Genomic DNA, 21,087 nt, shown 5'->3' on the forward strand with positions numbered 1-21,087 from the left:
GGGAACTCGTCAGTTCTTGGCGCGCCACTGCTCGCGCCAGAGCCGGTCGAGCTGCCCCGCGAACTGTGGCGACGGGCCACCCAGGAGCTGGTTCTGCCCGTTGCGCTGTACCAGCCCATAGAGCCGGCCAGATCCCTGGTCATACAGCGCGATGGCGTTGTGGTCGTAGCAGTCGTGCGGCTTGCAGAAGGCGTGCAGCAGGTAGCGCGTGCCGTCCACCGTCACCCATTGCGGTTCGGGCGCCGGGCCTTCGCGGCGCACCAGCCAGCGCTCGGTTTCCCGCGTGCCCAGCGCGGCGCGCCAGGCCTTGTCCATCGCGGGGCCCCGGGCGAGGGCGGCCGGGCTGCCCGTGGCGGGTGCCGGCGGCTTGGGGGCGGCGGTCGCGGGTTCGGCGGGCGGCGCCGCGGCGCGCGCCGGACCGTCGCAGCGCCAGTAGCGCGGCTTCATCAGCTCCGGCCCCAGCTGGCCCATGACCGGTTTGTCGGCCTTCAGCGTGATCGACTGGCCGCGCGCATCGCGAAAGACCAGGAAATTCATCATCGCGTTGTCGCCCTTGCCCACGCGGCTCATCAGCGCCACATCGAAGTTCGGCGGCGGCGCCTGGTTGCCGAAGAAGCTGTGCGCCGTGTCCGGCTGGCGGCCGACCACGCGGCGCTTGCCGCGCTCGGCGATCAGCATGTCTTCGCGCACCTGCAGCGTCGGTGCCGCTGCGTCGGCGCAATTGGTGGACCAGCGTCCGCCGTAGAGCGCCATCGTCTCGGGCGGCAGCACGCCGTCGCGCGACCAGGCGGCGCCCGCGCTGCACAGCGCTGCGAGAAAGAGGAAGGCGGTGGAAGGCGTCTTCTTGAAAATCGTTGTCGTCGTCATGTACGAGGTGGTGTGTGCCGCTCAGGCGGTCTTGGGGGCCGGTGTCTTGGGCTTGAACGAGCAGAAGGTGGAGACCGCGCATTCCCAGCAGCGCGGCTTGCGCGCCACGCAGACATAGCGCCCGTGCAGGATCAGCCAGTGGTGCGCGTGCAGGCGGAATTCGGGTGGGATGCGCTTTTCGAGCTTGAGTTCCACGTCCAGCGGCGTCTTGCCGGGCGCAAGCCCGGTGCGGTTGCCGATGCGGAAGATGTGCGTGTCGACCGCGATGGTCTCCTCGCCGAAGGCCACGTTGAGCACCACGTTGGCCGTCTTGCGCCCCACGCCCGGCAGCGCCTCGAGCTCGGCGCGCGTGCGCGGCACCTCGCCGCCGTGCAGCTCGACCAGCATGCGGCAGGCCTCCATCAGGTGCTTGGCCTTGCTGCGGTACAGCCCGATCGTCTTGATGTACGACTCCAGCCCTTCCACTCCGAGGTCGAGGATCGCCTGCGGCGTGTTCGCCACCGGATACAGCCGGCGCGTCGCCTTGTTCACGCCCACGTCGGTGGCCTGCGCCGACAGCAGCACGGCGGCCAGCAGTTCGAAGGGCGTGGTGTATTCGAGCTCCGTGCGCGGCTCGGGGTTGGCGGCCTGCAGGGTGGAGAAGAAGAGGGGGATGTCGGATTTTTTCATGGGTCGTGGGGGCCGCCGTTCATTGCAAGGGGCTCGCGGGGCGCATGCCGCACAAGGCAGGGCGAGCACCGGCGTTTGCGGCGATGGATGCAATATATCGTCGAAAAGCCATGGCCCTACGCAGCTTTCCTGCCCGGGCTTTCGCGACAATGACGCCCAGAAAGTGAGACTGACCATGCAATTCGCCTCCCGCCTCGACAACGTCGAAACCTCCGCCATCCGCGAACTCTTCAAGCTGCTGGGCAAGCCCGGCATCATCAGTTTTGCGGGCGGCTTTCCCGACAGCGCCATGTTCGACGTCGAGGGCCTGAAGGAGGCGAGCCAGAAGGCGCTCACCGAAGAAGCCGGCGGGGCCCTGCAGTACGGCGCCACCGAAGGCTACGAGCCGCTGCGCAACCAGCTCTCGTCCTTCATGAAGACCAAGGGCGTCGATGTGGACCCGAGCGGCCTCATCGTCACCACCGGCAGCCAGCAGGCGCTGGACCTGCTGGGCAAGACCATGATCTCGCCCGGCGACAAGGTGATCGTCGAAGGCCCGACCTTCCTGGCCACGATCCAGTGCTTTCGCCTGTACGGCGCGCAGCTCATCAGCGCGCCCATCGACGCCAACGGCGTGAAGACCGACGAGCTCGAAAAGCTCATCGCCGAGCACAAGCCCAAGTTCGTCTACCTGATCCCCACCTTCGGCAACCCCAGCGGCGCCATGCTGAGCCTGGAGCGCCGCAAGAAGGTGCTCGAGCTGGCCGTGAAGTACCAGACGCTGATCGTCGAGGACGACCCCTACGGCGACCTGTACTTCGGCGAAGCGCCGCCGCCGTCGATCATGTCGCTGAGCAAGGACGTGCCCGGCAGCCGCGAACTGCTGGCGCATTGCGGCAGCCTGAGCAAGGTGCTGAGCCCCGGCCTGCGCATCGGCTGGATGATCGCGCCGCCCGAGCTGCTGGCCAAGGCCACGATGTGCAAGCAGTTCAGCGATGCCCACACCAGCACCTTCGCGCAGGCCACGGCCGCGCAGTACCTCAAGAGCGGCCGCATGCCCGGCACGCTGGCGCATGTGCGCGAGGTCTACGGCCAGCGTGCGCAGGCCATGGGCGCTGCGCTGAAGCGCGAACTGGGCGATGCGGTGAGCTTCACGCAGCCCAACGGCGGTTTGTTCTTCTGGGCGCGCCTGACGGGCGCCAATGGCAAGCTGGCCGATGCCAACGAGCTGGCCAAGCGTGCGATCGAGAAGCTGGTGGCCTTCGTGCCCGGCGCGCCGTTCTTCGCCGAGAAGCCCGATGTGGCGACCTTGCGCCTGAGCTTTGCCACGGCCGACATCGAGAAGATCGAAGAAGGCGTGAAGCGCCTCGGCCAGGCCCTGTAACGCCGACGTTCAGGGGGACCGGTGCAGGCGGGGCGCCGCCAGCAGGTCCAGGTTGTCTGAAATGGCCGCATCCACGTTCGGATAGCGGCCTTTCATTTTGGAGAGCGTCATGATGGTCTGCAGCGCCTTCAGGTCCTTGACCGACGGCGCGACCTTGATCTGCGCAATGGCCGCCGGGGCGTTGCCGCCGTTCACCAATGCCATCACCTTGCTTGCCCAGTCGTTTGCGCGTGCCATGTCTTCACCTGCTTTCCATTTGAACCGCCGACTTTACACAGCGGGTTACCATCACCCATGAGAAAAACCTTCCAGCTTCAGGTCGAGGGCAAGCACCCCGACCGTCTCCTCGAAGCCGTCAAGCACGAGATTCGCAAGTACATCAAGCGCGAGCGTCGCCGCGACCTGCCCGAAGGCGCCGACTTCTGGGACTTCGACTGCCGGTTCGGCAGCGCCCAGGAATCCGCCGAAACCATCCACCTCACAGCCATCACCGGCCTCATCGACGGTGTGGTGAAAGAGGGCGGCAAGCAGTTCTACATCGAGATCCTGGCCAAGCCCGGCAAGCGCCAGCCGCGGCCCGAGGGTGCGGCCGATCGCACCGCCGCCGAGAACGACGAGAAATAAGCCCCGTCAGATCAGCGCCTGCGCCAGCCGCAGGCCATGCCGCTGCTCCGCTTCCTGCAGCGAGCGCGCAATCGACGGGTGCAGCCGCACCCCGTTCGCCGATTGCGCTTCCCGACGCTTCAACCCGCCTTCACCCGGCAGCCGCACAGGCCTGGCCGGGTCGATGGGCGCGTTGTCGCGGCATTTCGCGGCCACATGGTCCATCTGGCGCAGGAAAGCGTCCCTGCCGCCGAAGGCGTGCAGGTCGTGCAGCGTGAGGTGCACCGTCGCGCCCCAGCCTTCGGGCGGGTCGGCGCGGCCGTGGCCCGCGAGGCCGGCCGTGAGCGTCTCGACCAAGAGCGCCATGCCGTAGCCCTTGTGACCGTGGCTCAGGCCGCCCACGGGCAGCAGCGTGCCGGGCGGCTGGTCGAACAGCACCTGCGGGTTGTTCGACGGCTTGCCTGATGCGTCGATGAGCCATTCCTCGGCGAAGGTCTCGCCGGCCGCGCGCTTGCGGTTGCTCATGCCGTTGGTGGTGATCGAGGCCGAGATGTCGACCATCACGCCGCCCTGCGAGAGCGGAAAGCCCATCGCCAGCGGATTCGGCGTGAACACCGCCTGCGTGCCGCCGAAGGGCGCGACGCTGGCCGTGTTGGGGTCGGAGCAGGCCAGCAGCATCAGCATGTCTTCCTGCAGCGCGCGCAGCATGTAGACCGCGAGGCAGGCGATGTGGTGGCTGCGGCGGATCACGAGCGAGGCCGTGCCGAGTTCGCGCGCACGCGGCACCAGCAGGTCCATGCCCTGGTCCATGAGCCAGGGGCCGGGCAGGCGCTTGCCGTCCCAGAGCACGGCGGCAGGGCGGTCGGACAGCACCTCGGGCGCACCGTCGCGCGTCATGCCGCCCGATTCGATTTCTTTCACATAGCCGGCCAGCAGCGCGAGGCCGTGGGTGTCGTGGCCCAGCAGGTCGCCTTCGACCAGCGTGCGTGCCACGCTGTCGGCCATCGAGGCCGCGAGCCCCGCTTTCTGCAGCAGGGCGCTGGCGTAGTCGCGCAGCGCGTCGGCGCGGTACAGCGGGGCGGCGTCGGTCATTTCAGGATTTCCAGCACGCGGTCGAGCCCGCCTTCGTTGATCGCCACCATGGCCTGCTCGCGCACCTTCGGCTTGGCGTGATAGGCCACCGACAGCCCGGCCTCGCCCATCATCGGCAGGTCGTTGGCGCCGTCGCCCACGGCGATGGTTTCTTGCGGCGAGATGCCCATGAGCGAGGCCACTTCCAGCAGCGTACGGCGTTTCTCGGCGCCGTCGCAGATGTCGCCCCAGCTTTGCGTCACGACCTGGCCGGTGAGCTGGCCGTCGGCTTCGTCGAGCAGGTTGGAGCGTGCGAAGTCGATGCCCAGGCGGTCCTTCACACGGTTGGCGAAGAAGGTGAAGCCGCCCGACACCAGCAGCACCTTGAGGCCTGCCTTCTTGCAGGCCGCGACCAGTTCGGTGGCGCCGGGGTTGAGCTTCAGGCGCTCGTCGTACACCTGCTGCAGCGCGGCCACGGGCACGCCCTGCAGCAGCGCCACGCGGCGGCGCAGGCTTTCCTTGAAGTCCTTGATCTCGCCGCGCATCGTGGCCTCGGTGATCGCGGCCACCTCGGCCTTCTTGCCGACGGCATCGGCGATCTCGTCGATGCACTCGATGTTGATCAGCGTCGAGTCCATGTCGAACGCGATCAGCTTGAAGTCGGCGAGCTTCAGCGGCGGCTTCACGCGCTGGAGGACGAGGCCGGGAGAGATTTCAGTCGTAGCGCTCATGCGGGGGCGGTTTCCTTGACGAGGGGTTGTCCGAGGCTGCGCAGCACGTCGCGCACCATCTGGGCGCGGTCCTTCGGCTCCTTGAGTTCGCGCTCGATGCGCAGCTTCTCGTTGCCGGCGAGCTTGATGTGCTTGTTCTTCTGGATCAGCTGGATGATGGCCATGCCGTCCACCGGCGCGTCCTTGCGGAAGGTGATGTTGATGATGCCCGGCGCCGCGTCGACCTTGACCACGCCGTAGGGCCGCGCGAGCACGCGCAGGCGGTGCGTGTCGATCAGCGTCTGGGCCTGCGGCGGCAGCTTGCCGAAGCGGTCGACGATTTCTTCCAGCAGCGTGTCGATCTGGTCGGGCGTCTTCGCGGTGGCGAGCTTCTTGTAGAACGACAGCCGCAGGTGCACGTCGCCGCAGTAGTCGTCAGGCAAGAGGGCGGGGGCGTGCAGGTTGATTTCGGTCGTGACCGACAGCGGCGAGAGCAGGTCGGGCTCCTGCCCGGCCTTCAGCGAGCGCACGGCTTCGCTGAGCATCTCGTTGTAGAGCTGGAAACCGATCTCCATCATGTTGCCGCTCTGGTTCTCGCCGAGCACCTCGCCGGTGCCGCGAATTTCCAGGTCGTGCATCGCTAGGTAGAAGCCCGAACCCAGTTCTTCCATCTGCTGGATCGCCTCGAGCCGCTGCGAGGCCTGCTTGGTCAGGCCCTCGGTGTCCGGCACCATAAGGTAGGCATAGGCCTGGTGGTGCGAGCGACCGACGCGGCCGCGCAGCTGGTGCAGCTGCGCCAGGCCGAACTTGTCGGCGCGGCTCATCACGATGGTGTTGGCGGTGGGCACGTCGATGCCGGTCTCGATGATGGTCGAGCACAGCAGCATGTTGTAGCGCTGGGCCACGAAGTCGCGCATCACGCGCTCCAGTTCGCGCTCGGGCATCTGGCCGTGGGCCACGGCGATGCGGGCCTCGGGCAGGATTTCTTCCAACTTCTGGCGCCGGTTCTCGATGGTTTCGACCTCGTTGTGCAGGAAGTAGACCTGCCCGCCGCGCTTGAGCTCGCGCAGCACGGCCTCGCGGATCACGCCCGTGCCCTCGTTGCGCACGAAGGTCTTGATGGCCAAGCGGCGCTGCGGCGCGGTGGCGATCACGCTCAGGTCGCGCAGGCCTTCGAGCGCCATGCCCAGCGTGCGCGGAATCGGCGTGGCCGTGAGCGTGAGCACGTCGACCTCGGCGCGCATCGCCTTCATCGCCTCCTTGTGGCGCACGCCGAAACGGTGCTCCTCGTCGATGATGAGCAGGCCCAGGTTCTTGAACTTGACCGACTGCGAGAGCAGCTTGTGCGTGCCCACCACGATGTCGACCTGGCCCTCGGCCAGGCCCTTGGCGGCGGCCGTGATTTCCTTGGCGGAGCGGAAGCGGCTCATCTCGGCGACCTTCACCGGCCACTTGGCGAAGCGGTCGACCAGCGTCTGGTAGTGCTGCTCGGCCAGCAGCGTGGTGGGTGCCAGGAAGGCCACCTGCTTGCCGCCGGTGACGGCGATGAAGGCGGCGCGCAGCGCGACCTCGGTCTTGCCGAAGCCCACGTCGCCGCACACGAGGCGGTCCATCGGCTGGGGCGAGATCATGTCCTGCACCACGGCGTGGATGGCGGCCTTCTGGTCGGCGGTTTCCTGGAAGCCGAAGTCGTTGGCGAACACTTCGTAGTCGGCCGGCGAGTAGCGGAAGGCATGGCCCTCGCGCGCGGCGCGGCGGGCGTAGATGTTGAGCAGCTCGGCGGCGGAGTCGCGCACCTGTTCGGCGGCCTTGCGCTTGGCCTTTTCCCACTGGCCGGAACCCAGCTTGTGCAGCGGCGCCTCGTCGGCGCTCACGCCGGTGTAGCGGCTGATCTGGTGCAGCTGGCTCACGGGCACGTAGAGCGTGGCCTTGTCGGCGTACTCCAGGTGCAGCATTTCCTGCAGCAGCGGCTTGCCGTCGGCGCCCGTGCCCTGGCCCAGGTCCATGTGGATCAGGCCGCGGTAGCGGCCGATGCCGTGCGCGGAGTGCACCACCGGATCGCCCACGTTGAGTTCGGACAGGTCCTTGATCAGCGCTTCGACGTCGCTGACCTGTTCCTGCTTCTTGTTGCGCCGGCGCGTGGTGGGCGCGGTGGCGAACAGCTCGGTCTCGGTGACGAAGTCGATCGCCTGTTCGCGCCACGCGAAGCCCGAGGCCAGCGCCGCGGTGGCGATGCCGATCTTTTCGTCGCCCGAGGCTTCGAACTCGGCCAGCGAGTCGAAGGCCGGCGGGTTCACGCCGCTGGCGCGCAGGAAGTCGAGCAGGCTCTCGCGGCGGCCGTCGCTCTCGGCGATGAGCAGCACGCGGTGCGGCGTGGCGGCGATGTGGGCCTTCAGGCCGACCAGCGGGTCTTCCGCGCCGCGCACCACAGCGAACGGCGGCAGCTTGTCGAACTCTGCGTAGGGCGCGTCGGTGGCGATGTCGCCGCGGATGGCGAGCTGCGCATGCGGCTTGGCGCGCTGGTAGAACTGCTCGGCGTTGAGGAACAGCGCGTCGGGCGGCAGCGCGGGGCGCTCGGGGTCACCCTGCACCAGGCGGTAGCGCTCGTTCGTGTCCTGCCAGAAGTGCTGGAACGCGGGTTCGAGGTCGCCGTGCAGCACGACGGTGGCCTCGGGGCCGAGGTAGTCGAACACCGTGGCCGTCTCGTCGAAGAACAGCGGCAGGTAGTACTCGATGCCGGCGGTGGCCACGCCGTTGCCCATGTCCTTGTAGATGCGGCTCTTGGTCGGGTCGCCCTCGAGCAGTTCGCGCCAGCGGCTGCGAAAGCGCGCGCGGGCGTCGTCGTCCATCGGGAACTCGCGGCCCGGCAGCAGGCGCACCTCGGGCACGGGGTAGAGGCTGCGCTGGGTGTCGGGGTCGAAGGTGCGGATGGAGTCGATCTCGTCGTCGAACAGGTCGACGCGAAACGGCACCGGCGAGCCCATCGGGAACAGGTCGATCAGGCCGCCGCGCACCGCGTACTCGCCCGGGCTCACCACCTGCGTCACGTGGCTGTAGCCGGCCAGCGTGAGCTGCGCCTTGAGCTTGGACTCCTGCAGCTTCTGCTTGGCCTTGAACTGGAAGGTGTAGCCGGCCAGGAAGGCGGGCGGCGCCAGCCGGTACAGCGCGGTGGTGGCGGGCACCAGCACCACGTCGGCCTCTTTCTGGCTGATGCGCCACAGCGTGGCCAGGCGCTCGCTGATCAGGTCCTGGTGCGGCGAGAAGCTGTCGTAGGGCAGCGTTTCCCAGTCGGGGAAGAGGGCGCAGCGCAGCTCGGGGGCGAAGAAGGCGATTTCGTCGATGAGCCGCTGGGCGTCGTTCGCGTCGGCGGTGAACATCGCGGTGGCGCGCCCCGCGGCCTTCTCGCGCATGCCGAGCTGGGCCAGCATCAGCGCGTCGGCGGACAACGGGGGACGCGGCAGCGTGAAACGCTTGCCCGCCGGGAGAAGGGGGAGGTCCATGGAGCGGTTCGAAAAATGCACGACACCCCGCGCCGGACGGCGAGGGGTGTGCGAATGTCAATTCTAGAATGGCGGCCCCTTATCCGCTTGTCGGCCATCGGCCCGTGCCGCACCCTCCATGTCTTCTTCCCGTTTCTACGTGCTGATCCCCTGTGCCGGTTCCGGCCACCGCGCCGGCGGCGCGCAGCCCAAGCAGTACCGGCGCCTGGCGGGCCAGTCGATGGTGGCCCACACGGTGGACGCGTTCCGTGCGCTGGCCGGGCGTTTCGCGGGCGTGGCCGTGGTGGTGTCGCCCGACGACCGCGAGGTACAGACGGCGCTGCCGCGCTTCCCCGTGACCGGCGAGTACCTGCTGCGCGTGGGCGGCCTGACGCGCGCCGCTTCGGTGCGCAACGGCCTGGCGGCGCTGCGCCAGAAGGGTGCCGGGCCGCACGACTGGGTGCTGGTGCACGACGCGGCGCGCTGCCTGGTCACGTCCAGCCAGATCGAGGCGCTGATCGCCGCCTGCGAGCACGATGCCGTCGGCGGCCTGCTGGCGCAGCGGCTGGCCGACACGCTGAAGGTCTCGTCGACCGACAGCCGCTCGACCCAGACCCTGCCGCGCGCCGACAAGTGGCTGGCCCAGACGCCGCAGATGTTCCGCATCGGCATGCTGCTCGACGCGCTGGAGCGCGTGGGCGACGTGGTGACCGACGAGGCCAGCGCCATCGAGACCCTCGGCCTGGCGCCGCTGCTGGTGCCCGGCAGCGCGCAGAACTTCAAGGTCACCTTCCCCGAAGATTTCGCACTGGCCGAGGCGGTGCTGCTCGGCCGCAAGAAGGCCATGGCATGACGACACCGTTCAACATCCGCATCGGCGAAGGCTGGGACGTTCACCAGCTGGTGGCGGGGCGCAAGCTCATCCTGGGCGGCATCGAGGTGCCGCACACCACCGGCCTGCTCGGGCATTCGGACGCCGACGTGCTGCTGCACGCCATCACCGACGCGCTGCTCGGCGGGGCCGGGCTGGGCGACATCGGCCGGCATTTTCCCGACACCGACGCCCAGTTCCGTGGCGCCGATTCGGCCGTGCTGCTGGCCGAGGCGGCGCGTCGCGTGCGGGCCGCCGGCTGGGAAATCGGCAACGTCGACAGCACCGTGATCGCGCAGGCGCCCAAGCTGGCGCCGCACATCCCGGCCATGTGCCAGCGCATCGCCGACACGCTGGGCATCGCGCTCGATCAGGTCAATGTGAAAGCCAAGACGGCCGAGAAGCTCGGCCCGGTGGGCGAGGGGCGGGCGATGGAAGCCCGCGCCGCGGTGCTGCTGCACCGCTGAGCCCGGGGTTCTTCTTCAGGCGACCTGCTTCTTGCCCGGTACCTCGCCGGGCTTGCTGTTGCCCGCCGGCATCGCGCGCGGCATCCGGATGTGGGCCGCGAGGCCCCGGCCCGGCGTGCTGGTGAGCGCGAAGGTGCCGCCCATGCGCTCGATGTTCTTCGCCACGATCGACAGCCCCAGGCCGGCGCCGGCCGCCGAGGTGCGCGCCGCGTCGCCGCGGAAAAAGGGCTTGGTCAGCTGCACGAGCAGGGCGGGCTCGACGCCCGCGCCGTGGTCGCGCACCTTGATCAGCACCGCGTCGTTGTTGGCCTGCGCCTGGATCGTGACGTCGGCCACACCCGTCGACGGCGTCTTGCCGTAGCGCCGGGCGTTCTCGACCAGGTTGGAGATCACGCGCGTGAGCTCCACCTCGTCGCCCATCACCTTCAGGTCGGCGGGCACGTCGACGTGGATGTTCATCTCTTCGTAGTCCTGCACGGCGTAGGTGCAGGCGTCGATCACGTCGCGCAGCAGCACGGGGCGCTGGTCGACATGGTCGGGGCGGGCGTAGTCGAGGAACTTGTCGATGATCGCGTCGAGCTGCGCGATGTCGGCGGCCATGTGGTCGCGCGCGTCTTCGTCGGCCACGCTCATCTCGGTCTCGAGCCGCAGCCGGGCCAGTGGGGTGCGCAGGTCGTGCGAGATGCCGGCCAGCATGATGGCGCGGTCCTGCTCGATCTTGGCGAGCTGGTCCGCCATGCGGTTGAAGCCGATGTTCACCGCCCGGATTTCGTTGGTGCGGGCGCGCTCGTCGAGCCGGTGCGCCTCGTACTCGCCCTCGCGCACCTGCAAGGTGGCGCGCGACAGCTGCTTGAGCGGCAGGTTGATGAGCCGCGTGATCAGCGCCGCGCCCGCGAGCGACAGCGCCATCGCCGTGCTGAGCCAGACCAGCCAGGTGCGCCCGCCCACGCGGCTGAAGCGCGTGGGGTCTAGCAGCAGCCAGTAGGTGTCGCTCTCGATGGTGAAGCCGATCCACAGGCCCGGCTCGTCGTTCACGCGGCTGGCCACGGTGGTGCCTTCGCCGAGTTGGGCGATCAGCTCTTCGGTGACGCGCTCGTCGAGCGCGCCGCTGGTGTAGGGCTGGAAGCGGTCGTTGGGCTCGCGCGGCAGGATGCGCACGCCTTCCTGGTCGGCCAGCGTCTTGATGAGCGAGACCCGCGTGATCGCATCCGAGTACACCAGTGCTGCGCGCGTGAGGTTCACGAGCGAGGCGATCTGGTGTCCGGTCTGGATGGCACGCGGCTCGTATTCGAGCGAGCGGAAGGTCTGCAGCCAGGCGACCGTGCAGCCGATCAGCAGCAGTGCGAGCAGGAAGAAGGTGCGCCAGAAAAGGCTGAAGCCCAGCTTGAGGCCGGGGCGTCGGTCACGCTGCGCGCTCGCTTCGAGCGGGCTCGGCATCGTGACCTGTGCCCCGTCCTCCTGGGCCGGGTCAGGTCGGGCGGAATGGAGGCCGATGGCCACCTCTCAGCGGATCGTCAGGCCGTGCCGTCCGGCACGAACACGTAGCCCACGCCCCAGACGGTCTGGATGTAGCGCGGCGCCGCGGCGTCGGACTCGACCAGCTTGCGCAGGCGCGAGATCTGCACGTCCAGGCTGCGGTCGAAGGGCTCGAATTCGCGCCCGCGTGCCAGTTGGGCCAGCTTTTCACGTGACAGCGGCTGGCGCGGGTGGCGCACCAGCGCCTTCAGCATCGCGAACTCGCCGGTGGTCAGCGAGAGTTCTTCGCCGTCCTTCTTCAGGGTGCGCGAGCCGAGGTCGAAGGCGAACGGGCCGAAGGTGACGGTCTCGTTCTCGGTGGAGGGGGCGCCCGGCGCCTCGAGCGGCGGACGGCGGCGCAGCACGGCGTGCACGCGGGCCAGCAGTTCGCGCGGGTTGAAGGGCTTGCCGAGGTAGTCGTCGGCGCCGACTTCGAGACCGACGATGCGGTCCACGTCCTCACCCTTGGCGGTGAGCATGATGATCGGCGTGCGGTCGTTGGCGGCACGCAGACGGCGGCACACGGAGAGGCCGTCTTCGCCGGGCATCATCAGGTCGAGCACGATCAGGTCGACCGTGTCGCGCAACAGGATGCGGTTGAGCGCCTTGCCGTCCTCGGCCACGATCACTTCGAATCCTTCCTGCGTCAGGTAGCGGCGCAGCAGGTCGCGGATGCGGGCGTCGTCGTCGACGATCACGATCTTGTCGGTGCGAGCGGGAACTTGAGTCATTTCTACAACGTTGAATTTGTAACAGCGCCGATTCTGAAGGCGTTAGGACCCCATTGCTGCCGAATTCCGTAGTGGTTGACACTAAGTTACACAACTTGCGGCCGCTCGCCGTCTGGTCATCCGGGCTTTGCCCGGCGGTGGCACAGTCCGTGCTGCCTTATGACGATTGCGCGATGAGACCTTCTTTTTCTGCCTTGCCTCTGCTTTTTTTCGCATGCGCCTGTGGTGCGACGTCCGTCGCTTCCGAAGGGTTTTTGCGGGTCAGTGAAGGGCGCCGCAGCGAGGTGCGCGATGCCGTGGCCGCGCACCGGGCGGCCCAGCGGGAAGAGCAGCGCCGCGGCGAAGCGCTGGCGGGGCGCCGTCTCACGGCGGGTGAACTCTTCGAGCTGAGGCAGCAGGTCCGGGGACAGTGGGTGCCCGCGGGAACGGGTGTACTTCTGAATTCGGCAGAATCACAGCCTGCCGAGCGCATCGTGCCGGTACCGCAGCCCGTCGCCAGTCCGCAAACCGCGCCGCGCAGCCTGCGCCACTGAAGAAGAAGGCGCGGGCGAGGGCTTTTCCTCGCATCCACCAGGGAGAAATCTGTCTTGAAGACTGTTCAATTGATCGCGGCCTGCGCCGCGTTGACCTTTGCCGGCGCCGCCTTGGCCCAGAATGCCGTCATGCCTGCTCCACAAAACGTGCTCCAGCTGTCGGCCTCCGGCACCGTCGAAGTTCAGCAAGACCTGCTGAGCATGACCCTCGTCACCACGCGCGACGCCGCCGAGGCGGGCACCGTGCAGACCCAGCTCAAGACGGCGCTCGACGCCGCGCTGGCCGAGGCCAAGAAGAATGCGCAGCCGGGCCAGCTCGACGTGCGCACCGGCAACTTCAGCCTGTCGCCGCGCTACACCAAGGACGGCAAGATCAACGGCTGGCAGGGGTCAACCGAACTCGTGCTCGAAGGCCGCGATTTCGCGCGCATCACCCAGACGGCCGGGCGCATCAGCACGCTCAGCGTGGGCAACGTCGGTTTCGGCCTGAGCCGCGAACAGCGCGCCAAGACCGAGACCGAGGCGCAGAACATCGCCATCGACAACTTCAAGCAGAAGGCAGGCGAGCTGGCCAAGGGCTTCGGCTTCGGCGGCTACACGCTGCGCGAGGTGTCGGTGAACGCGAACGACAGCGGCCCGATCCGCCCGCGCGTGATGGCCATGCAGGCCAAGTCGTTCTCGGCCGCCGATTCGGCCGTGCCGGTGGAAGCGGGCAAGACCAGCGTGGTCGTGAACGTCTCCGGCTCGGTGCAGCTCAAGTAAGAAGACAAAGAGCGCAGCGCCGGCGGGCGAGTGCCGCCGGCGTTTTTTCGTTGTCTCTGTTTATTTACTGCGCCGTCCAGCCGCCATCCATGGCCCAGGCGACGCCCCGCACCTGATCGGCGGCGGGAGAGCTCAGGAAGACGGCCAGCCCGCCCAGTTGCTCGACCGTCGTGAACTGCAGCGAGGGCTGTTTTTCTCCCAGCAATTCGTTCTGCGCCTGGAGGGCCGAAATGCCTTCGCGGGCCGCGCGGTCGTCGATCTGCTTTTGCACCAGCGCCGTGAGCACCCAGCCCGGGCTGATCGCATTGCAGGTGACGCCGGTGGTGGCGGTTTCGAGCGCCACCGACTTGGTCAGGCCGACGATGCCGTGCTTGGCTGCGACATAGGCCGACTTCTGCGCCGAGGCCACGAGCCCGTGCGCCGACGCCACGTTGATGATGCGGCCCCAGTTGGCCTCGCGCATCGCGGGGATCGCCAGGCGCGTCGTGTGGAAGGCGCTCGTGAGGTTGATGGCGAGGATCGCGTCCCAACGTTCGGTCGGGAAGTCCTCGACCTTGGCGACGTGCTGGATGCCGGCGTTGTTGACGAGGATGTCGACACGGCCGAACTTCGACGCGGCGAACTTCATCATGTCCTCGATCTGGTCGGGCTTGCTCATGTCGGCCCCGTGGTACTCGGCGCGCACGCCGAGCGCCTCGATCTGGGCCTTGGGGGTGTCGGCGTCGCCGAAGCCGTTGAGCACGATGTGTGCGCCCTGTTGGGCCAGCGCCTTGGCGATGGCGAAGCCAATGCCACTGGTGGACCCCGTGACAAGCGCGGTTTTGCCTTTGAGCATGAAGATCAATCTCCGGATGAATTAGGATGCAACGAGACCATTATCCGCACCCGAACCCCTCCGTTTCCATGACAGAACCGACCCTTCACGACGTGGCCTGCAACGACGCCCAGGGCGGTCATCGCATGGCCTATTGGCAATGGGGCGACGCGCACAGCGCACATGTCGTGATCTGCGTGCACGGGCTGACCCGGCAGGGGCGCGATTTCGACGTGCTCGCGCAGGCCATCGTGGCGCGCGCGGGCGGCGACGTGCGCGTGGTCTGTCCCGACGTGGTCGGGCGCGGCCGCAGCGACTGGCTGCGCGACCCCGCTTTCTATCAAGTGCCTGTGTATGCCGCAGACATGGTGGCGCTGATCGCGCAGCTGCAGGGCGAGCATCCCATCGACACGCTCGACTACGTCGGCACCAGCATGGGCGGGCTGATCGGCTTCGTGCTGGCCGGCCACAAGGAGCTGCCGCTGCCACGGCCCATTCGCCGCTTCGTCGCGAACGATGTCGGCCCCACGGTCGAGCCCGCCGCCATCCAGCGCATCGGCGCTTATGTGGGCAAGAGCGGCCAGTTTCCGAGCGTGCAGGCCGCGGCCGATGCGATGTGGGCCCTGTCGACCACGTTCGGGCCGCACACGCCCGAGCAGTGGCGCGCGCTGTCGCAGCACATGGTGGTGCCGGCGTCCGAGCGCAGCGCCGACGGTGCCGCCAAGACCGCCAGTGCCGGCCCGGTGGGCGAGGGCGCCTGGGTGCTGCACTACGACCCGGCCATCGGCGTGCCGTTGCGGGCCATCACGCCCGAGATCGCGGCGCAGGGCGGGGCGGTGATGTGGAGCCTGTACGACGCCATCGACGCGCGCGCGCTGCTCACGCGCGGCGCGGCGTCCGACCTGCTGTCGCCCGAGACGGCGGCCGCGATGACGCAGCGTGGGCCGCGCGCCACGCTCGTCGAGTTCGAGGGCGTGGGGCACGCGCCGACTTTCGTCGATCCCGCACAGGTCGCCGTCGTCACGAATTTCCTGTTCGATTGAGGGCATCGTGAAGCGAGAGTCTGCGAACCTTCAGACGGCACCCCTGTCCGACGGCGTCATGGTCGATTACCCGCTGTCGGCCGCCACGGCCGACCGCTCGCCGGTCATGGAGAACATGCTGGCACGCGCCCGCGCGTTCGCCGAGCCGCTGATCGCCGACGAAAAACTCGACACCGGCGAGAACACGCTGGCGCACGCCGATGCCGTGGCCGCCATCGTCGCGAAGATGGGCGGCTCCGAGGCGATGCAGGCGGCGAGCTACCTCGTGTATTCCTGCCAGCACTTGAACCGCCCGCAGGAGGTGATCGCCAAGGTCTTCGGCGACAACTTCGCGGCACTCGCGGTCGAGACCACCAAGCTTGTGCGCGTGCAGGAGCAGGCGCGTACGGCCTCGCAAGGGCACCACGCCGAAGGCGCCGGCGCGCAGACCGAGAACGTGCGCAAGATGCTGCTCGCGTTTTCGCGCGACCTGCGCGTGGTCATGCTGCGACTGGCCTCGCGGCTGCAGACGCTGCGGCACGCGGCGGCCAGCAAGCAGCCCGCGCCTGAGAGCGTGGCGCGTGAGTCGCTGCAGGTGTTTGCGCCGCTCGCGAACCGGCTGGGCATCTGGCAGGTGAAGTGGGAGATCGAAGACCTCTCGTTCCGCTTTCTCGAGCCCGAGACCTACAAGCTGATCGCGCGGCTGCTCGACGAGAAGCGCATCGAGCGCGAAGGCCATGTCGAGCAGTTGCGCTCGCAGCTGGAGCACGAACTGCAGGCCGAGGGCGTCAAGGCCACGGTGCAGGGACGCCCGAAGAACATCTACAGCATCGTCAAGAAGATGCGCGGCAAGTCGCTCGACTTCGAGCAGGTCTTCGACATCCTCGCGCTGCGCGTGGTGGTGCCGGACGTGAAGGACTGCTATGCCGCGCTGGCCTGGGTGCACTCGCACTTCCAGCCCATCGACGAAGAGTTCGACGACTACATCGCACGGCCCAAGCCGAACGGCTACCAGTCGCTGCACACGGTGGTGCGCGAGATCGTCGACGGCAAGGTGGGCAAGCCGATCGAGATCCAGATCCGCACCGAGGAAATGCATGACCATGCCGAGCATGGCGTGGCGGCGCACTGGGCCTACAAGGAAGCGGGCCACAAGGGCTACGCCGGTGTCTGGGCGAGCGGCGAGTACGACGCCAAGATTGCCGTGCTGCGCCAGCTGCTGGCCTGGGAGCGCGACCTGTCGGGCGGGCTGCAGGGGCAGGGGCTGTTCGACGATCGCATCTATGTGCTCACGCCTGATGCCGCCATCGTCGAACTGCCGCAGGGCGCGACGCCGGTCGACTTCGCCTACACGGTGCACACGACGCTGGGACATCGCTGCCGCGGTGCGCGTGTCGATGGCGCGATGGTGCCGCTCAACACGCCACTGTCGAACGGGCAAACGGTCGAGATCATGGCGGCCAAGGAAGGCGGCCCGTCGCGCGACTGGCTGAATGCCGAGCTGGGTTATCTGGCGAGCCATCGCGCCCGCGCCAAGGTGCGCGCCTGGTTCAACGCGCAGATCACGCACGAGACCGTGGCGCGCGGGCGCGAGGCCGTCGAGAAGCTGCTGCAGCGCGAAGGCAAGACGGCCATGCGGCTCGAAGACCTGGCTTCGCAGCTCGGCTTCAAGTCGGCGGACCATCTGTTCGAGGTGGTCGGCAAGGACGAGTTTTCGCTGCGCAACATCGAGACGCTGCTGCGTCCGCCCGAGCCGGCGCTGAACCCTGACGACGGCGTGCAGATCAAGAAGGCGCGCGGCAGCGAAAAGTCGGGCAAGGGCGGCGTGCTAGTGGTGGGCGTGTCGTCGCTGATGACGCAGCTTGCCAAGTGCTGCAAGCCGGCGCCGCCGGATGCGATCCGTGGCTTTGTCACGCGTGGCCATGGCGTCAGCGTGCATCGCGCGGATTGCAGCAACTTCCGCACGATGGCCGCGAAGGACGGCGAACGCGTGATCGATGTCGAATGGGGCCTGCCGAAGAAGGGCGCGGATGCACCGGTCTACGCAGTGGATGTGGCTGTGGAAGCGGCCGACCGCCAGGGCTTGCTGCGCGATATCTCCGACGTGTTCGCACGCGAGAAGATGAACGTGATCGGCGTGCAGACGCAGTCGATCAAGGGCACGGCGTGGATGACTTTCACCGTGGAAATCGCCGATGCCGCGCGTTTGACGCAGGTGTTGAGTGTGGTGACTGCAGTGACTGGCGTGCGATCTGCACGTCGGCGCTGAAAAGGGCCATTTCTCCTGCTATACTCGATGCTTCTCTTAGGCGCGTAGCTCAGTTGGTTAGAGCACCACCTTGACATGGTGGGGGTCGTTGGTTCGAATCCAATCGCGCCTACCAAGTTCAAACACGGGTTGCAGCGATTTCGCTGCAACCCGTTCGTCGTTTGGACGACGTGTTTGTCTCTGGATTCGCCCGGTCGTCCTGAGCGATCGGCGCAAGCAAAAAAACCTTTCACGGGCGGCCCTTCGCGCGGTGCAGGCAAGGTGCCTGAGCCATGTGGTTGTGCTACCTTGAGCGGTCTGCCAACCTTCTCGAATTTCCTTGATAAGCGATCTGATGAATACGCGATCAACGCCAGTTGATCGGGCGCACGCCGACCACCGCGTGGTCGCATTGCTCAAGCAGGCCCCTCTTGAATTCGCACGCGCGGTCTACGGCATCAATGACCTCGCCGCCGGTCGCGCCGACACCATGGCCGCACGCGAAGTCGCGCGCGCACAACGACAGGGCATGCCGGTGACCGAGGAGCGCGCCGAGCAGCGCGCACGCGCCTATCTTCCGACGGCGGGGCAGGAGCATTGCCCCCGGTGCTGGGTGGTCTACGGGCAGAAGATCCCGCTGCGATTCAGGTTGTCGACCCCGGAGCGTCCCGAAACTGCAGCGTGTCATGCGTGCGGTGCCGAGTACGCGACGGCGCCGGACGCCTGAAGAAGAATCACGGTCAGGGTAAACCTTGTCGCGATGCAGCAAAACCGCTCCCTAGAATCATCCGATGACATGGGCGTCCATGTGAAGGAGTCTGTAGTGCAGAGCAAGAAGTCCGGGGTGAAGCCGGTCCAGCGTGTGATCAAGAAGTACCCCAACCGACGGCTCTACGACACGGAGACATCCACGTACATCACGCTGACCGAGGTCAAGCAGCTGGTCATCAAGAACGCGCAGTTCGTGGTGCGCGACGCCAAGACTGGCGACGACCTCACGCGCAGCATCCTGCTGCAGATCATCCTGGAAGAAGAAGCCGGTGGCGCGCCGATGTTCACCGAGCAGGTGCTGGCCAACATCATCCGTTTCTACGGCCAGGCCATGCAGGGCTACATGGGCCCGTACCTCGAGAAGAACATCCAGGCCATGACCGAGATGCAGGCCCAGCTCGCCGAAAAGGCCGAAGGCCTGACGCCCGAGATGTGGTCGCGCTTCATGACCATGCAGTCGCCGATGATCCAGGGGCTGATGGGCAACTACGTCGAGCAATCGAAGAACGTCTTCCTGCAGATGCAGGAGCAGATGCAGAAAAACACCGAGCAGGTGCTGGGCGCCTTTGGCATCAAGCGCCCCTGAGCGCCGCGCGGCGGCCCGCCCGAATGGGGTGACTGCCCGATGAATGCCCCGCTGTCACCGATAGCTGGGACAATAGAGGCCTATGAGCGAAGTTGCCTCCCCTGAACGTACCGTCACGCCGACCGCCCCCAAGGTCGGCTTCGTCAGCCTTGGTTGCCCCAAGGCCTTGACCGATTCCGAATTGATCCTGACCCAGCTGAGTGCCGAGGGGTATCAAACCGCCAAGACTTTCGAGGGTGCCGACCTCGTGATCGTCAACACCTGCGGCTTCATCGACGATGCGGTGAAGGAAAGCCTGGACACCATCGGCGAAGCGCTCGCCGAGAACGGCCGTGTGATCGTCACCGGCTGCCTGGGCGCCAAGACCGGCGACCAGGGTGGCAACCTCGTGCGCCAGATGCACCCCAGCGTGCTGGCCGTCACCGGTCCGCATGCCACGCAGGAGGTGATGGATGCCGTGCACGCCAACCTGCCGAAGCCGCACGATCCGTTCATCGATCTCGTGCCGAACACCTTCGGTGTGGCCGGTCTCAAGCTGACGCCGCGGCACTACGCCTACCTGAAGATCAGCGAAGGCTGCAACCACCGCTGCACCTTCTGCATCATTCCCTCGATGCGCGGCGACCTCGTCTCGCGTCCCGTGGGCGATGTGCTCAGCGAAGCCAAGGCCCTGTTCGAGGGCGGCGTGAAAGAGCTGCTGGTGATCAGTCAGGACACCTCGGCCTATGGCGTCGACGTGAAGTACCGCACCGGTTTCTGGGATGGCAAGCCGGTCAAGACCCGCATGCTCGAACTCGTGCGGACGCTGGGCGAAATTGCCGAGCCGTATGGCGCCTGGGTGCGCCTGCACTACGTGTACCCGTATCCGAGCGTCGACGAAATCATTCCGTTGATGGCGAGCGGCCTGGTGCTGCCGTACCTCGACGTGCCGTTGCAGCACAGCCACCCCGACGTGCTCAAGCGCATGAAGCGGCCGGCCAGCGGCGAGAAAAACCTGGAGCGGATCGCTCGTTGGCGCGAGGTCTGCCCTGAACTCGTGATCCGCAGCACCTTCATCGCCGGCTTTCCGGGCGAGACGGAGCAGGAGTTCGAACACCTGCTCGACTTCATCCGCGAAGCCGAGATCGACCGTGCGGGCTGCTTTGCCTACAGCCCGGTCGAAGGCGCCACCGCCAACGACATTCCGGGCATGCTGCCCGAGGCCGAGCGCGAAGCGCGCCGCGCCCGCTTCATGGAAGTGGCCGAGGCCGTGTCGATCGCCAAGCTGCAAAAGCGCATCGGCTCGACGATGCAGGTGCTGGTCGATTCAGCGCCGGCGCTGGGCCGCAAGGGTGGGGTGGGGCGTACGTACGCCGATGCACCGGAGATCGACGGCACTGTTCGCCTCCTGCCACCCGAGAAGATCAGCAAGACGATGAAGGTCGGCGAGTTCACGCGTGCACGCATCGTGGGCGCCGAAGGCCACGACCTGATCGCGTTGCCCGTTTGATGCACCTGATTCAAACGGCCAAGAAAAAAGCCACCGGAGGCCGGTGGCTTTTGTCAGAAGACCTGGTAAGGGTCTGTTCAATCTTGGTGCCCAGAAGAGGACTCGAACCTCCACGATGTTACTCGCTAGTACCTGAAACTAGTGCGTCTACCAATTCCGCCATCTGGGCTGATTTTGCTTCTCAGCAAAGACTACGATTATATACACAAATTTGGCGCGCTCTTTTGAGCGTGTCGAAATTTCAACCTCTGCGCGACATCGCTCGTGCGGCGGGTGTCCTGCCGAAGGCAGGTGGGTGCGATCGTGCGTGCACGGCCGGCATCGAGGGGCGTGATCTGACGATCGCGTCGCCCGTTTGATGCAGTTTCGAACGGCCATGAAAAAAGCCACCGGAGACCGGTGGCTTCAATCGGATGACCTGGTAAAGGTCTGTTTAAACTTGGTGCCCAGAAGAGGACTCGAACCTCCACGATGTTACTCGCTAGTACCTGAAACTAGTGCGTCTACCAATTCCGC

General features: G+C 67.0%; 20 protein-coding genes and 2 tRNA genes. 12 read left to right on the forward strand and 10 right to left on the reverse strand.

Features of this window, described 5'->3' with window-relative positions:
- Window positions 1-9 precede the first annotated feature (9 nt).
- Window positions 10-867, reverse strand: coding sequence for an Ivy family c-type lysozyme inhibitor (locus AC07O4_RS13375; RefSeq protein WP_495304781.1), 858 nt, complete (start codon window positions 865-867; stop codon window positions 10-12).
- A gap of 21 nt (window positions 868-888) precedes the next feature.
- Window positions 889-1,536: an endonuclease III gene (nth, locus tag AC07O4_RS13380; RefSeq protein WP_495304782.1), complete on the reverse strand. Its 648-nt coding sequence runs from the start codon at window positions 1,534-1,536 to the stop codon at window positions 889-891.
- A gap of 175 nt (window positions 1,537-1,711) precedes the next feature.
- On the opposite strand from nth, the gene AC07O4_RS13385 reads away from it, so the two are divergent.
- Window positions 1,712-2,899: an aminotransferase-like domain-containing protein gene (locus tag AC07O4_RS13385; protein ID WP_062480728.1), complete on the forward strand. Its 1,188-nt coding sequence runs from the start codon at window positions 1,712-1,714 to the stop codon at window positions 2,897-2,899.
- A 9-nt stretch (window positions 2,900-2,908) separates the two neighbouring features.
- On the opposite strand, the gene AC07O4_RS13390 is transcribed toward AC07O4_RS13385, so the two are convergent.
- The gene (locus tag AC07O4_RS13390) at window positions 2,909-3,136 is read right to left on the reverse strand and encodes a hypothetical protein (protein WP_013541760.1); all 228 of its coding nucleotides are present in this window, start codon (window positions 3,134-3,136) and stop codon (window positions 2,909-2,911) included.
- A 57-nt stretch (window positions 3,137-3,193) separates the two neighbouring features.
- Between AC07O4_RS13390 and AC07O4_RS13395 the strand changes: the two genes are divergently transcribed.
- On the forward strand, window positions 3,194-3,523 hold the full coding sequence (locus tag AC07O4_RS13395) for a DUF6172 family protein (protein WP_495304783.1): 330 nt from the start codon (window positions 3,194-3,196) through the stop codon (window positions 3,521-3,523).
- 6 nt (window positions 3,524-3,529) lie between these two features.
- Here AC07O4_RS13395 and AC07O4_RS13400 read toward each other — a convergent pair whose 3' ends face one another.
- Genes AC07O4_RS13400 through mfd form a run of 3 tightly spaced genes read right to left on the reverse strand, consistent with a single transcriptional unit; the run spans window position 3,530 to window position 8,783 of the window.
- A complete protein-coding gene (locus tag AC07O4_RS13400; protein WP_495304784.1) occupies window positions 3,530-4,594 on the reverse strand; it encodes an Ldh family oxidoreductase in 1,065 nt (354 codons plus the stop codon).
- Window positions 4,591-5,304 (reverse strand): phosphoserine phosphatase SerB, encoded by a 714-nt coding sequence (serB, locus tag AC07O4_RS13405; RefSeq protein ID WP_062480719.1) that lies wholly within the window; start codon window positions 5,302-5,304, stop codon window positions 4,591-4,593. The genes AC07O4_RS13400 and serB overlap by 4 nt, the downstream gene beginning before the upstream one ends.
- Window positions 5,301-8,783 carry a transcription-repair coupling factor gene (mfd, locus tag AC07O4_RS13410; protein WP_495304785.1) on the reverse strand — a complete coding sequence of 1,161 codons (3,483 nt, stop codon included), beginning with the start codon at window positions 8,781-8,783 and terminating at the stop codon, window positions 5,301-5,303. Before mfd ends, serB begins: the two co-directional genes overlap by 4 nt.
- Before the next feature lie 118 nt (window positions 8,784-8,901).
- Here mfd and ispD point away from each other — a divergent pair, with 118 nt between their 5' ends.
- Entirely contained in the window at window positions 8,902-9,615 is a 714-nt protein-coding gene (ispD, locus tag AC07O4_RS13415) for a 2-C-methyl-D-erythritol 4-phosphate cytidylyltransferase (protein WP_062480715.1), read from the forward strand.
- Window positions 9,612-10,100, forward strand: coding sequence for a 2-C-methyl-D-erythritol 2,4-cyclodiphosphate synthase (ispF, locus tag AC07O4_RS13420; RefSeq protein WP_369647192.1), 489 nt, complete (start codon window positions 9,612-9,614; stop codon window positions 10,098-10,100). The genes ispD and ispF overlap by 4 nt, the downstream gene beginning before the upstream one ends.
- 15 nt (window positions 10,101-10,115) lie before the next feature.
- Here the strand turns inward: ispF and AC07O4_RS13425 are convergent, their stop codons facing one another.
- Window positions 10,116-11,537: a sensor histidine kinase family protein gene (locus AC07O4_RS13425; RefSeq protein WP_495304901.1), complete on the reverse strand. Its 1,422-nt coding sequence runs from the start codon at window positions 11,535-11,537 to the stop codon at window positions 10,116-10,118.
- Window positions 11,538-11,614: 77 nt separating this feature from the next.
- Window positions 11,615-12,346: an osmolarity response regulator transcription factor OmpR gene (gene ompR / locus AC07O4_RS13430; RefSeq protein ID WP_007837017.1), complete on the reverse strand. Its 732-nt coding sequence runs from the start codon at window positions 12,344-12,346 to the stop codon at window positions 11,615-11,617.
- 95 nt (window positions 12,347-12,441) lie between these two features.
- Between ompR and AC07O4_RS13435 the strand changes: the two genes are divergently transcribed.
- On the forward strand, window positions 12,442-12,879 hold the full coding sequence (locus tag AC07O4_RS13435) for a hypothetical protein (protein WP_223301309.1): 438 nt from the start codon (window positions 12,442-12,444) through the stop codon (window positions 12,877-12,879).
- A 54-nt stretch (window positions 12,880-12,933) separates the two neighbouring features.
- Window positions 12,934-13,641 carry an SIMPL domain-containing protein gene (locus AC07O4_RS13440; RefSeq protein ID WP_062480709.1) on the forward strand — a complete coding sequence of 236 codons (708 nt, stop codon included), beginning with the start codon at window positions 12,934-12,936 and terminating at the stop codon, window positions 13,639-13,641.
- Between the two features lie 64 nt (window positions 13,642-13,705).
- On the opposite strand, the gene AC07O4_RS13445 is transcribed toward AC07O4_RS13440, so the two are convergent.
- Window positions 13,706-14,476 (reverse strand): 3-hydroxybutyrate dehydrogenase, encoded by a 771-nt coding sequence (locus AC07O4_RS13445; RefSeq protein WP_095947875.1) that lies wholly within the window; start codon window positions 14,474-14,476, stop codon window positions 13,706-13,708.
- Between the two features lie 68 nt (window positions 14,477-14,544).
- Between AC07O4_RS13445 and AC07O4_RS13450 the strand changes: the two genes are divergently transcribed.
- The 6 genes from AC07O4_RS13450 to rimO all read left to right on the forward strand — a co-directional run bounded on the left by AC07O4_RS13450 (window position 14,545) and on the right by rimO (window position 20,571).
- On the forward strand, window positions 14,545-15,498 hold the full coding sequence (locus AC07O4_RS13450; RefSeq protein WP_495304786.1) for an alpha/beta fold hydrolase: 954 nt from the start codon (window positions 14,545-14,547) through the stop codon (window positions 15,496-15,498).
- 58 nt (window positions 15,499-15,556) lie between these two features.
- Entirely contained in the window at window positions 15,557-17,746 is a 2,190-nt protein-coding gene (locus tag AC07O4_RS13455) for a RelA/SpoT family protein (protein ID WP_062480706.1), read from the forward strand.
- Window positions 17,747-17,784: 38 nt separating this feature from the next.
- Window positions 17,785-17,861, forward strand: a tRNA-Val gene (locus tag AC07O4_RS13460).
- Between the two features lie 219 nt (window positions 17,862-18,080).
- Window positions 18,081-18,452 (forward strand): hypothetical protein, encoded by a 372-nt coding sequence (locus AC07O4_RS13465; protein ID WP_495304787.1) that lies wholly within the window; start codon window positions 18,081-18,083, stop codon window positions 18,450-18,452.
- 69 nt (window positions 18,453-18,521) lie between these two features.
- On the forward strand, window positions 18,522-19,082 hold the full coding sequence (gene phaR, locus AC07O4_RS13470) for a polyhydroxyalkanoate synthesis repressor PhaR (protein ID WP_062480702.1): 561 nt from the start codon (window positions 18,522-18,524) through the stop codon (window positions 19,080-19,082).
- Window positions 19,083-19,164: 82 nt separating this feature from the next.
- Window positions 19,165-20,571, forward strand: coding sequence for a 30S ribosomal protein S12 methylthiotransferase RimO (gene rimO / locus AC07O4_RS13475; protein ID WP_139704634.1), 1,407 nt, complete (start codon window positions 19,165-19,167; stop codon window positions 20,569-20,571).
- An 84-nt stretch (window positions 20,572-20,655) separates the two neighbouring features.
- Here rimO and AC07O4_RS13480 read toward each other — a convergent pair.
- A tRNA-Leu gene (locus tag AC07O4_RS13480) sits at window positions 20,656-20,740 on the reverse strand.
- Window positions 20,741-21,087 lie beyond the last annotated feature (347 nt).

The organism is Variovorax sp. GW821-FHT09D04 (assembly GCF_059416405.1).

Coding starts and splice junctions, on each gene's coding strand:
- AC07O4_RS13375 (WP_495304781.1), bottom strand. CDS start 867: ATGACGACGACAACGATTTTCAAGAAGACGCCTTCCACCGCCTTCCTC.
- nth (WP_495304782.1), bottom strand. CDS start 1,536: ATGAAAAAATCCGACATCCCCCTCTTCTTCTCCACCCTGCAGGCCGCC.
- AC07O4_RS13385 (WP_062480728.1), top strand. CDS start 1,712: ATGCAATTCGCCTCCCGCCTCGACAACGTCGAAACCTCCGCCATCCGC.
- AC07O4_RS13390 (WP_013541760.1), bottom strand. CDS start 3,136: ATGGCACGCGCAAACGACTGGGCAAGCAAGGTGATGGCATTGGTGAAC.
- AC07O4_RS13395 (WP_495304783.1), top strand. CDS start 3,194: ATGAGAAAAACCTTCCAGCTTCAGGTCGAGGGCAAGCACCCCGACCGT.
- AC07O4_RS13400 (WP_495304784.1), bottom strand. CDS start 4,594: ATGACCGACGCCGCCCCGCTGTACCGCGCCGACGCGCTGCGCGACTAC.
- serB (WP_062480719.1), bottom strand. CDS start 5,304: ATGAGCGCTACGACTGAAATCTCTCCCGGCCTCGTCCTCCAGCGCGTG.
- mfd (WP_495304785.1), bottom strand. CDS start 8,783: ATGGACCTCCCCCTTCTCCCGGCGGGCAAGCGTTTCACGCTGCCGCGT.
- ispD (WP_062480715.1), top strand. CDS start 8,902: ATGTCTTCTTCCCGTTTCTACGTGCTGATCCCCTGTGCCGGTTCCGGC.
- ispF (WP_369647192.1), top strand. CDS start 9,612: ATGACGACACCGTTCAACATCCGCATCGGCGAAGGCTGGGACGTTCAC.
- AC07O4_RS13425 (WP_495304901.1), bottom strand. CDS start 11,537: ATGCCGAGCCCGCTCGAAGCGAGCGCGCAGCGTGACCGACGCCCCGGC.
- ompR (WP_007837017.1), bottom strand. CDS start 12,346: ATGACTCAAGTTCCCGCTCGCACCGACAAGATCGTGATCGTCGACGAC.
- AC07O4_RS13445 (WP_095947875.1), bottom strand. CDS start 14,476: ATGCTCAAAGGCAAAACCGCGCTTGTCACGGGGTCCACCAGTGGCATT.
- AC07O4_RS13450 (WP_495304786.1), top strand. CDS start 14,545: ATGACAGAACCGACCCTTCACGACGTGGCCTGCAACGACGCCCAGGGC.
- AC07O4_RS13455 (WP_062480706.1), top strand. CDS start 15,557: ATGGTCGATTACCCGCTGTCGGCCGCCACGGCCGACCGCTCGCCGGTC.
- AC07O4_RS13465 (WP_495304787.1), top strand. CDS start 18,081: ATGAATACGCGATCAACGCCAGTTGATCGGGCGCACGCCGACCACCGC.
- phaR (WP_062480702.1), top strand. CDS start 18,522: ATGGGCGTCCATGTGAAGGAGTCTGTAGTGCAGAGCAAGAAGTCCGGG.
- rimO (WP_139704634.1), top strand. CDS start 19,165: ATGAGCGAAGTTGCCTCCCCTGAACGTACCGTCACGCCGACCGCCCCC.